The organism is Novosphingobium sp. YAF33 (genome assembly GCF_052113265.1).
Lineage (GTDB): Bacteria > Pseudomonadota > Alphaproteobacteria > Sphingomonadales > Sphingomonadaceae > Novosphingobium.
In genome coordinates this window covers 57,995-70,073 of the sequence record NZ_JBFRCW010000018.1, presented here as the reverse complement: position 1 = coordinate 70,073, position 12,079 = coordinate 57,995, and the positions used below count along the sequence as shown (strand labels likewise).

General features: G+C 65.7%; 6 protein-coding genes. All 6 read left to right on the top strand.

Annotation, left to right across the window (positions count from 1 at the left end):
* The first annotated feature begins 249 nt into the window (after positions 1-249).
* The 6 genes from AB4Z00_RS24105 (at position 250) to AB4Z00_RS24080 (ending at position 11,953) form a co-directional block, all read left to right on the top strand.
* Positions 250-1,350, top strand: a complete 1,101-nt coding sequence (locus AB4Z00_RS24105) for a LacI family DNA-binding transcriptional regulator (RefSeq protein ID WP_442047532.1) — start codon at positions 250-252, stop codon at positions 1,348-1,350.
* A gap of 246 nt (positions 1,351-1,596) precedes the next feature.
* The gene (locus AB4Z00_RS24100) at positions 1,597-3,867 is read left to right on the top strand and encodes a WD40/YVTN/BNR-like repeat-containing protein (RefSeq protein ID WP_442047531.1); all 2,271 of its coding nucleotides are present in this window, start codon (positions 1,597-1,599) and stop codon (positions 3,865-3,867) included.
* The gene (locus AB4Z00_RS24095; protein WP_442047530.1) at positions 3,864-5,501 is read left to right on the top strand and encodes a DUF5597 domain-containing protein; all 1,638 of its coding nucleotides are present in this window, start codon (positions 3,864-3,866) and stop codon (positions 5,499-5,501) included. Before AB4Z00_RS24100 ends, AB4Z00_RS24095 begins: the two co-directional genes overlap by 4 nt.
* A 38-nt stretch (positions 5,502-5,539) precedes the next feature.
* Positions 5,540-8,464 carry a TIM-barrel domain-containing protein gene (locus tag AB4Z00_RS24090; RefSeq protein WP_442047529.1) on the top strand — a complete coding sequence of 975 codons (2,925 nt, stop codon included), beginning with the start codon at positions 5,540-5,542 and terminating at the stop codon, positions 8,462-8,464.
* 265 nt (positions 8,465-8,729) lie between these two features.
* Positions 8,730-10,874 carry a TonB-dependent receptor gene (locus AB4Z00_RS24085; RefSeq protein WP_442047528.1) on the top strand — a complete coding sequence of 715 codons (2,145 nt, stop codon included), beginning with the start codon at positions 8,730-8,732 and terminating at the stop codon, positions 10,872-10,874.
* The gene (locus AB4Z00_RS24080; protein ID WP_442047527.1) at positions 10,874-11,953 is read left to right on the top strand and encodes a PepSY-associated TM helix domain-containing protein; all 1,080 of its coding nucleotides are present in this window, start codon (positions 10,874-10,876) and stop codon (positions 11,951-11,953) included. Before AB4Z00_RS24085 ends, AB4Z00_RS24080 begins: the two co-directional genes overlap by 1 nt.
* Positions 11,954-12,079: the final 126 nt, after the last annotated feature.

Sequence of the window (12,079 nt, the reverse complement as noted above, 5' to 3'; positions counted from 1 at the left end):
AATTGGGAGCGTTACCATTTACGCTATAGCAATGGTTTGCATGTTGTCTCTGGTCCGCTTTCGGGATCATTGCCGAAGCTGTATTCGCAGAATCGGGAGAGCAGCGCGCTGGCGCCGCCGTGCAGGAAACTGGAAATGGGCTCCGGAGCCGTTGACGATGATTGCGCTACCATTAAGCGGCGAATGCGATTTTTCGGCCCCGATCAAGCATCCGCTTTCCACCGACAGCAGACGTGCTAGACGGTGACCATGTCCGAAAGTGAGCGCAAACGCCGCAGCTCTAAGCCCCGTCAGGCCAAGGCGCCGACGATCGTCGACGTTGCCGCGCTTGCCGGGGTGTCGATGATGACCGTCTCGCGGGTGATCAACTCCGAGCAGAAAGTCCGGCAGTCCACGCGCGATACCGTGAATGCCGCGATCGCGAAGCTCAACTATGCGCCGAACCGGGCCGCGCGCAGTCTGGCCGGTGCGTCGCAACTGCGGCTGGGCCTGCTCTATTCGAACCCATCGGAGGCATTCCTCAGCGCCTTTGTCGTGGGCAGTCTGGAGGAGGCGGGGCGCTCGGATGTGCAGATCATCGTCCAGAAAGTGGAGGACGGGGAGGACCTGGGTCTCGCCGCGAAACGCATGGTGGCCGGCGGCATTCACGGCGTGATCCTGCCGCCGCCGCTGAACGAGGCGAACGAGGTGCTCCTGGTCCTGCGCCAGACGGACACGCCCACCGTGGCGGTGACGACGGCGGTGCCGCATGAAGGCATCGCCACGATCATGATCGACGATCGCAGCGCGGCGCGCGAGATGACCGCGCACCTGATCGAACTGGGTCACCGCAGGATCGGCTTCATCGTCGGCCATCCCGAACTTTCCGCCAGCGGCGCACGGCTGGAAGGCTATCGCGAGGCGCTGGCCGAAGCGTCGATACCTTTTGACGAGGCTCTGGTGGCCCAGGGTTATTTTACGTACCGATCCGGGCTGGATGCAGCCGAGGAGCTGCTTTCGCTGGAGGATCAGCCTTCGGCGATCTTTGCCAGCAACGACGATATGGCGGCGGCAACGGTGGCAATCGCGCATCGGCGCGGTCTGGACGTGCCGGGCGATCTTACCGTCTGCGGTTTCGACGACGTGGCACTGGCGACGACGATTTGGCCCGAGCTTACCACGATCCAGCAGCCTATCATGGAGATGAGCCGCCGCGCGGTGGAACTGCTGGTGACATTGCTGCGCAACGACCGCAATGACCAGATCGGCGACTTGCGGATCGAGGTGGATTACAAGCTGGTACGTCGCCAGTCCGATGCCGCGCCAAGGCGCCGGCCGGCGATGCGCCCGCCAGTGCCCAGCTGGGGCTGAACGCAGCGGAAGCGTCCGTTCAGCGACGGGTATTAACTTGGTTCAGCCTGGCCTGACAGCCATCTAAATTCCTGATCTTGTCGTGGCCTGCTCCCGTAATAGCCGCCGAACTATTTGCGTGACCGTCATTTTTCTTCTGTTATGTTAGCGTTATCGATATGAGCTGATGAATGTTAAGGCGCGTCAACGAGCGCGTCGGCTTCTTCAAGCGAGAGGATGAATGGGGGCGTGGGCATCCGTAGGGCAATGAGCGCGCGATCGATTTCGTTCGCAATCGCAGCGGTTGGCGCAGTAGCGGCAGCGTGCGGACCGGTCGTTGCAAGGGACGCCGGCACCCATCTCTCGTCGGCGTCCTCCGACGCTGTTCCTTACGACTGGCGCAGCGTGCGCGTGGGCGGCGGCGGTTTTACCCCCGGCCTGGTGTTCAGCCCGGTGGAGCGGGGCCTTGCATGGCTGCGCAGCGACATGGGCGGCGCCTATCGCTGGGATGCGCGCGCCGGGACGTGGATTCCGCTTCAGGACGGCGTTGCCGAAGGCAGCTTCATGGGAATCGAGAGCATCGCCGCCGATCCTGTCGATGCCGGAACGGTCTATCTTGCCGCGGGCATGAACCGGTCCGCGCCGGCTGCGATCTTCCGCTCGGCCGACTACGGCAAGACCTGGCGCGAGACGCGCGTGCCTTTCGCGATGGGCGGCAACGAGAACGGGCGCGGGCTGGGCGAACGGCTCGCCATCGATCCGTTCGCGCACGATCGCCTGCTGTTCGGCTCACGTCATCAGGGGCTCTGGGCCAGCGACGACGCGGGCGCGAACTGGCGCAAGCTGGATGCCTTCCCGCTCGCGGGGCTGGGGCTGCCGGCCAATCGGCGCGAGACGCACGGCGGACTTTCGTTCGTGGTGTTCGATACCAAAGTGCGCGGCCGAGTTTTCGTGGGCAGCGCCGATCCGGGCGAGCGCCATCTGTTCCGGTCGGACGATGGCGGCAGGACGTGGCGCGCCGTTGCGGGCGGCCCGGCGAGTGATCTGCTGCCGGTAAAGGCGGTGATCGGGCGCGATGGACTGCTGACGATCACCTATTGCGACGGCATCGGCCCTAACGGCATTACGCGCGGCGCGGTGTGGCGCTTCGATCCGGCGCGCGGGTCTTGGCGCGACGTGACGCCGATCAAGGGCCCGGACGCGCCCGTTGGTGGCTACATGGGCGTTGCGGTGGCCGCGTCCGACTCGCAGACCATCGCCGTCAGCACGGTGGACCGGGGCAAGCCGGTCGATACCGTGTGGCTCAGCCATGATGGCGGCGCGCATTGGGACGAATTGTGGAAGCGCTCGACCCGCGATGTGTCGGTAACGCCGTTCCTCGATTTCGGGGGTAAGGCGAATTTCGGGCACTGGATCGCGGGCCTTGCGATCGACCCGTTCGACGCCAACCATGCCGCCTATGTGACGGGCGCGACGGTCTATGCCACCGACGAATTGCAGAAGCCGGGCACGATGGCTTGGGCGCCGTGGACTCAGGGGATCGAGCAAACGGCGATCATCACATTCGTCAGCCCCACAGGCGGCGCGCATCTGGTTTCCGGCTTCGGGGACATCGGCGGTTTCCGGCACGACGACTTTGCCGTCTCGCCCGCCAGCCAGCACGTCAATCCGTTCTTGTCGAACACCAATACGCTGGACTTCGGCGGCCGTGCGCCGCTGGTGATGGTGCGCAGTGGCAATACGCATGCGCCGGTGGTGCCCGATACCTCGCTGGCATGGTCGGCGGATGGCGGTGCGACATGGACGCCGCTGCGCGTGCCGCAGGGTACGCCACATGCTGACGGCAGCCCGCTGCCGGAAGCGACGGGCGATGCCGCGATCACCGTCTCAGCCGATGGCGGGACTTTCCTGGTCGAGACCGACCAGCCCCGGATCACCCGTGATCGCGGCGCGACATGGCAACCCGTCACCGGCTTGCCGAGCCGCGTGCGTGTGACGGCCGACAAGCAGGACGCCCGCCGCTTCTACGCGATTGACTTCGCGAACAATCGCGTGGTGCGCAGCGATGATGGCGGCGCGCAGTTCCATGCGGTCGCGGGCAAGGGCCTGCCGGCCGACCTTTCCTCAGCGCGCAACAACAACCGCGAGGCGCCTGCGCCGATTCTGGCCGATGCCAACCGGGCGGGCGCGCTCTGGCTCAATCTGAACGGCGTGCTTTATCGTTCGACCGACTTTGGGGAAAGCTGGACCCGGACTGGGCAGGCCATTGCCATCGAACGCTATGGCCTTGGTAAAGCCGCGCCGGGCCGCGATGTGGCGGCGCTCTATGCGTTGGGCTCGGCCGGTGGGCTGCGGGCGGTCTGGCGCTCCATCGACGGCGGCACAACGTGGCAGCGGATCAATGACGAGGCCCATCAGTGGGGTCTGCGCATCCGCGTGATTTCCGGCGACCCGCGCCAGTTCGGGCGCATCTACATTGGCACGGATGGCCGGGGCATCGTCTATGGCGATCCACGGCCTGCGGAGGGGACAGAATGAAAAGCAAAGACTTCATCGCATCGCTCATGCTGGTGGCCACCATTGGCGTGGCCACACCTGCCCATGCCCAGGATGCCGCAACGCAGATCCCGCGCATGGAAAGCCGGGACGGCCGTCACGCGTTGATCGTGGACGGCAAGCCGTTCCTGATGCTGGGCGCTCAGGCGAACAATTCCAGCAACTATGCCGGATCGCTCGATGCCGTCTGGCCGGTGCTGGACGCGATCCACGCGAACACGCTGGAAATCCCGGTCGCCTGGGAACAGGTGGAACCGGTCGAGGGCAAGTTCGACTTCACGTACCTCCAGACACTGCTCGACGCCGCGCGTGCGCATGACAAGCGCGTGGTGCTGCTGTGGTTCGGCACCTGGAAGAACACCAGCCCCAGCTACACGCCTTCGTGGGTGAAGCTGGACAACAAGCGCTTTCCGCGCATGAAGGCGCCCGACGGTTCGGACCACTATGTGCTCAGTCCGCTGTCGCAGAACACCATGGCTGCCGACCGGCGCGCTTTCGTGAAGGTGATGGAATACCTGCGCGATCATGACCGGCAGAACACCGTAATCATGGTCCAGCCGGAGAATGAGACCGGATCCTACCGCGTGCCGCGCGATTTCTCGGCCGAAGCCAATGCCTTGTTCGCAAAGCCGATTCCGGCGGCGCTGGCGAAGAAGACCGGCAAGTCCGGCACTTGGGAAGCGGCCTTCGGCAAGCAGGCACCGCGCGCGTTCAACACCTGGTACGTCGCCCAGTTCGTCGATGCGCTGGCGCAGGCGGGCAAGGCGGTGAAGCCACTGCCGATGTACGTCAACGCCTCGCTCGCCGGGCCGTCCAACGTTCCTGATCTCACCGGTGTCGCCAGCGGCGGCCCGCAGTGGGACGTGCTGGACATCTGGAAGGCCGGCGCGCCCGCGATCGACTTCGCCGCGCCCGATATCTACGACCGCAACAGCGGTAACGTGATCCAGTACCTGGACAAGTATACCCGTCCCGACAATGCGCTGATGGTGCCGGAGATCGGCAACGCGAAGGAATTCGCGCGCTTCTTCTGGGCCACCATCGGCCGCGGCGGCATCGGTTTCGCGCCGTTCGGCATGGATGACACCGGCTACTTCAACTATCCGCTGGGCGCGACAGCGTTGGACAAGGAGACGCTGGCCGCTTTCGCGCTGCCTTATGGCACGCTGGCCCCGATCGCCAGCGACTGGGCCCGGATCGCCGCGTCGCGTCCCACCTGGGGCACTGCCAAGCCGGACGACAATTCGCCCCGCGAAACGGTGATGGGTAAGTGGAAGATCTCCGCCGACTGGGGCCAGTGGCAGTTCGGCCAGAAGGACTGGACCTGGATCCCCACCAAGCCCGCACCCTGGGCCGACCAGCCGGTGGGCGGCATGGCCGTGGCCCAGCTTTCGGACACCGAATACCTGATCATGGGCGATCACGTACGCGTGAATTTCTCCCCCGCGAAGGGCGAGAGCAACGGCGTGATCGTCGCCGTGGAGGAAGGCACGTTCAAGGATGGCAAGTGGGTGACCACGCGCGTCTGGAACGGGGACCAGACCGACTACGGCATCAACCTTATCGACCGGCCGCAGGTGATCAAGGTCACCACCGGCTTCTATTCTTCCAAATAAACGCAAGTGACCGCTGAAGGCGGGCAGGGGATCATGACATGAAGCAATTCACGATGGCAACACTGCTGGCGGGCTCCGCCCTTTCGCTGCCGGCAGTCGCGCTGGCCGCCGAAGCGGGCGTCGAAAACGTACCGGGCGGTGTGGCGGTCACCCCGCAGAGCGGCCCTTCCGATCGCGTGGAAGTGACCCTGCATGGCGACGGCATCTTCCACGTCGTCGCCCATGCGCGCGGTATGCAGGCCCCGGCCGCCAGCGCCAGCTTGATGGCGCCGAACCCGCCGGCTGCCGGCCGGTACACCGTCAGCCAGAACGACGGCCACGTTACCGTGAAGGCCGCGAAGGCCACCGCCGATATCGACCTTGCCAGCGGGCAGGTGCGCTTCCTGGACGCGGCGGGCAAGGAACTGCTGGGTGAATCGGCCGCCACCGTCTTCACCCAGACCAAGGCGGACGGCACTCCCTACGTCACCGTTTCGCAGCAGTTCAACCGCGGCACCGACGAAGGCCTCTACGGCCTTGGCCAGCACCAGCAGGCGGTGATGGACTACAATGGCGAGGACGTCGAACTCGCCCAGCACAACATGGACATCGGCGTGCCCTTCCTCGTTTCCAGCAAGGGCTACGGCCTGCTCTGGGATAACGAGAGCATCACCCGCTTCGGCAACCCCGCCGCCTATACGCTGGTAGGCGACGCATCGGCTCCCGGCGGCGGCATGAAGGTGACGAGCGGCGGCAAGCCGGGCTTCTCCGCCAAGTACTACCTGGACGACAAGCTGGCGGTCGCCCGCCAGGAAGCCACGGTGGACTACCAGTTCCTGGACGATCAGGCGAAATGGCCGGAAGCCGGCAAAGCCAAGACGGTCGCGTCGGAGCAGGGCCAGAACACCGCCGGTAACGCCGTGCAGACGCAGAAAGTGGTGTGGGAGGGCGACCTCCAGCCCGACAAGACCGGCACGCACAAGTTCCAGCTCTACGGTTCCAGCTACTACAAGGTCTACGTCGACGGTGAGTTGAAGCTCGATCGCTGGCGCCAGAACTGGAACCCCTGGTACGCCAATTTCGAAGTGCCGATGACGGCGGGCAAGCCCGCGCACATCCGCATCGAATGGGATCCCAATGCGGGCTACATGGCGCTGCTCCACAACGATCCGCTGCCTGAGGCCGACCGCCATTCGGTCTGGTTCACCAGCGAAGTCGCGCGGGACAAGGATTACTGGTTCATCGCCGGAGGCGACAACAAAGGCGCCGGCGGCGATATGGACGGCGCGATCGCCGGCTATCGCCAGCTGACCGGCAAGTCGGAAATGATGCCCAAGTGGGTCTACGGCTTCTGGCAGTCGCGCCAGCGCTATGACACCGCGAAGGAACTGACCGGCGTTGTGGAGGAATACCGCAAGCGCCAGTATCCGCTGGACAATATCGTGCTCGACTGGCGCTACTGGACGGACGATTCCTGGGGTAGCCACAAGTTCGACCCCAGCCGCTTCCCCGATCCCGCCGCGATGGTCAGCACGGTGCACGGCGATCATGCCAACATCATGATCTCGGTCTGGCCGAAGTTCTATCCGACCACGGATACCTTCAAGGAACTGGACGCGGCCGGCGCGATCTACCACGGCAACTTGCGCCAGGGTAACAAGGACTGGGTCGGCCCGGGCTTCGCCAACACCTTCTACGATCCGTACTCGGCCAAGGGCCGCGAGATCTTCTGGCGCCAGGTGGAAGATCGCATCGCCAAGTTCGGCTTCGACGCCTGGTGGGCGGACGCCAGCGAACCCGACATGCATTCGAACCTGTCGATCGAGAAGCGCATCGATACGATGGGCCCGACGGCGATGGGTCCGGCGACGGAGTTCTTCAACTCCTACCCGCTGATGAACGCGCGTTCGTTCTTCGAAGGCTGGCGCGGCTTCAAGCCGGACGTGCGTCCGTTCCTGCTGACGCGTTCGGGCTTCGGCGGCCTGCAGCGCTACGGCGCGGCAGTCTGGTCGGGCGACGTGGCGACGCGCTGGTACGACCTGCACGCGCAGATCTCGGCCGGCGTGAACACCGGCATGTCGGGCCTTGCCAACTGGACGCACGACATCGGCGGCTTCTCGGTCGAACCGCGCTTTGCGGCGGAAAAGCCCAAGGCGGCGGACCTCGACGAATGGCGCGAACTGAACTTGCGTTGGTTCCAGTTCGGCGCGTTCAGCCCTCTGTTCCGCAGCCATGGCGAGCAGCCCTGGCGCGAGATCTACGAAATCTCGCCCGAAGGGTCGCCCATGCGCGCCTCGATGGTGTGGTATGACGAGCTGCGTTACCGCCTGATGCCCTACATCTACACACTGGGCGCGGACACGTACCAGAAGGACGGGTCGATCATGCGCGGCCTCGTCATGGACTTCCCGGAGGATGCGAAGGCCCGCAAGGCCAACGACCAGTACCTGTTCGGCAAGGCCTTCCTGGTCGCCCCGGTCACTACCTATCAGGCGCGCGAGCGGGAGGTCTACTTCCCCGGCACCGGCGTGACCTGGTACGAATTCGGCACGGGCAAGACCTATCAGGGCGGCTCCAGCGCCACCATCTCGGCCCCGGCCGAGCGCATGCCGCTGTTCGTCCGCGCCGGCTCCATCGTGCCGATGGGCCCGGTGATGCAGTATACCGACGAGAAGCCCGACGCGCCGATTACGCTGGTGGTCTACACCGGCACCAATGGAGCGTTCTCGGTCTACAACGATGACGGCCGTTCGCAGCAGTACCGCGACGGTGCGTGGGAACGCATTCCGGTGCGCTATGACGATGCCAGCGGCACCGTCAACATCGGCGCGCGTGAGGGTAAGGGCTATGTCGGCATGCCGCAGAACCGCACGGTTCGCGTCAAGTGGATCGCCCCGGGCCAGAGCGTGGCCGAAGCCACCACGTTCGACGCCGAAGTGCGCTGGACCGGTAAGGCGCTGCAAGTGAAGCGCCCCAAGCGCTGAGCATGAACGGAGCGGCCTCGCTCTCGCCTTCGAGAGTCGGGGCCGCTCCGGCATGTCTTTCGCCCGCCGCGTGTGGCCGGCGACGACAGGCGCGGTATCGCGTAATCCGAGAGGAACCTGAAGCGACATGAAGGGCCTTCGCGCAGCCCTTGCTGCCCTCGGGCCGCTTCCCGCTGTCACTTGGCTGCAGTCGCTAATGCGAGTGACTTGCATTCGAGGGGGATGGCGTTAGAAGGCCGCCCGATAAGGGAGGCCTCAAAAAATCATGATCCGTCATTCGATGCTCGTCTTGCCGCTTGTGCTGACCGCGGCGCCCGTCGCTGCGCAGGAATTCAGACCGGACCAGGGGCTGGACGAAGGGATCGTGGTCACGGCGGCCCGCACCGCGCTGCCGATCAACACCCTGCCGATGACGGTCGACGTGATCGACAACGCCGCGCTCAGCCAGCAGGTGGCCATCGGCGGCTCTATCGTCGATGCGGTTTCGGCGCTTACGCCTTCGTTTTCGCCCACCCGGCAGAAGCTGTCCGGCGCGGGAGAGACGCTGCGCGGGCGCTCGCCGCTCTATGCCATCAACGGCATTCCGCAAACGGCACCGCTGCGCGACGGCGCGCGTGACGGGTTCTCGATAGATCCGTTCTTCGTCGACCGCGTGGAAGTGATCTACGGTTCCAACGCCCTGCAGGGGATCGGCGGCACCGGCGGCATCGTCAACCAGGTGACGGTGGGACCGCCCCGGCAGGACGGGATTTCCGGGCGCGTGCTGGTGCAGGGGAATTCGGACACGGGCTTCAGCGATGACGGCATGGGCGGCAAAGTCGCCGGCCTGGTCGGCTGGCGGCAGGGGCGCTTCGACGCCACGGTCGGCGGGGCCTTCGAAAAGCGCGGCGTGTTCTACGATGGGCACGGGGATCGCATCGGCACCGACCTGACCCAGGGCGAGACTCAGGACAGCCGCTCGTGGTCGGTGTTCGGCCGCTTCGGTTATGCGGTATCGGATACGGCGCGGTTGGATCTCATGGTCAACCGCTTTCAGCTCAAGGGCGAGGGCGACTACGTCTCCGCCAATGGGGACTACACGCGCAACCTGCCCACGACCTCGGTTCGAGGCACCCCGCCGGGCGTGCCGGCCACCAATCGCACGGAAAGTGCGGCGCTGACCTATACGGATACCGCGCTCTGGGGTGGCAACCTGATGCTTCAGGGCTTCCTCAACCGTTCGCGCGACACTTACGGCGGTGAGATCGCCCCGATCGCCACGTTCCAGGATGCCGCGATCGCCCCGCTGGGAACCCTGTTCGACCAGTCCCAGAACCGCAGCCGCAAATTTGGCGGCAAGTTCTCCTACGAACGCAAGGTGCCCGGCCTGGAGGCGCTGACCGTCATCGTCGGTCTCGACGTGCTGTTCGACAAGACCGAGCAGCGCCTGATCGCCACGGATCGTTCGTGGGTGCCGCCGGCGGAATATCGCAGCCTGGCGCCTTTCGCGCAGTTCAACCTCGCCCTGCTGGACGACGTGCTGCACCTTGCGGCCGGCGTGCGCCATGAGGACGTGCGGATCACCGTCGAGGATTATCGCACGCTCGCCAGCTACGGCGGCGGCTTTGCGGTTTCGGGCGGCACGCCGAAGTTCAGCGACAACCTGCTCAACGGCGGCGTCATCCTGGAGCCGTGGAAGGGCATCCGCGCCTATGCCAGCTATGCCGAGGGCTATACGGTGCCCGACGTCGGCCGCATCGCGCGCGCTGTCAGCCGGCCCGGCGTCGACATCGACAACTACGTCAACATCAGCCCGATCGTGTCGAACAACCGCGAACTGGGCGTCGAGGTGAAGCGCGGTCCGCTGGATGCCAGCGCGGCCTATTTCTGGTCGACCAGCAAGAACGGCTCGCTGCTGGTGCAGAGCGGCGGCGTGTTCGAGGTGCAGCGCCAGCGCGTCGAGATCCAGGGGCTGGAGATCAACCTCTCGGCCCAGACCCCGGTGCCGGGGCTGACGCTTTCCACCGGCTATGCCCACCTCATCGGGCGCACCGACGGTTCGGACGACGGCATCGACAAAGTCGACCGCGATCTCGACGGGGCAAACATCTCGCCCGATCGCCTCAACCTGGCGGCCAGCTACCGCCAGGGCGCCGTCTCGGCACGGGTCCAGACCCAGTTCTTCCTTTCGAACAAGTTCGAACGGGCGCCGGGTGATTACAACGAGACCTACAGCTTCGGCGGGTACGACGTTACCGACCTCAGCTTGCGCTACGATACGCGCTTCGGCGGCGTGACGCTGGCGGCGCAGAATATCTTCGACACCTTCTACATCGACTACTACACCCAGACGGTGCGCCCGACCGACAATGCCCATTTCTTCGCCGGTCGCGGCCGCAACTTCACGCTGAGTTGGGATTACCGCTTCTGATGAAGCTGCTGGACACCCTGCATCGCTGGACCGGGGGGCTGGTCGGCCTGCTGCTGGCGATCATGGGGCTGACGGGCGCGATCCTCGTCCATCGGGATGCCTGGGTCGCGCTGCCTCATGCCGGCGACGCGCAAGTGCAGGGCACGCAAGTTCTGGCGGCGACGGCCGCCAGGCTCATGGCCGATCCGGCCAGGCGGCCGCAGTCGATCACCTTCGCCAATGCGGACTTCGGGCTGGACCGGCTGGCCTACAAGGGCGGCGCCGGGGCCTATGTCACGCAGGCCGGCGATCCGGTGCTCGACTGGAGCAGCCAGTGGGCACGGCCCGAACTGTGGCTCTCCGATTTCCACCAGCACTTGTTCGCGGGCGAAGAGGGCGAAACCGTGATCGGGATCGCCGGTCTCTGCGGCCTGTTCTTCGTCATCAGCGGGACCATCCTGTGGTGGCGGACGCGCCGGACATTCGAGTTCCGGCTCTGGCCTGCCCGCATGACGCGCCCGTCCATCGTGCGCCAGCACCGCGACCTGGGCATCGTCATCGCCCCCTTGCTGGCACTCTCGCTGGTGACCGGCACGGTGCTCGTGTTCCGGCCGCTGGCCGCCGTCATCCTCGGCCCGGGCGCGCCCGGCGAGATCGACCGGGCGCTGAAGCCGCCCACTGCACCGGCAGCCGCGCTGGCCGACGATCTCGACTGGGCAGCGATGATCCGCGCCGCGCGCGGGCGCTTCCCCGCTGCGGAAGTGCGCAGCCTTGCCCTGCCGCGCGCCGATGGCGGGCTGATAACCCTGCGGATGCGCGGTCCGGGGGAATGGTTGCCGAACGGCCGCACGACGGTATGGTTCGCGGCGGACACCGGCCGCATCGTCGCGGCCCGCGACGCCGCCGATCTCTCCGGCAGGGTGACGGCGTACAATGCGCTCTACCCGCTTCATGCCGGAAAAGTGGGCGGCTTGCCGTTTCGCCTGGTCATGACGCTCTCCGGCCTCGGCCTTGCCATGCTGGGTACTTTCACCCTGTGGTCGTTCTGGTTCAGACGGCCGCGGCGCCGCCCTTCGCCAAAGCCGCTCTCCAGCCGCTGATCCGCCTTTCGGCCGCTTTGCGGCGTTCCGCGGCACAAGAGCGATTGTGCAGCCCTTTCAATTGTGCCAGCCTTGGTTGTGCCAGCGTTGGCACAAACGATCCTGCGGGCGCGGTCAGGGACTGCG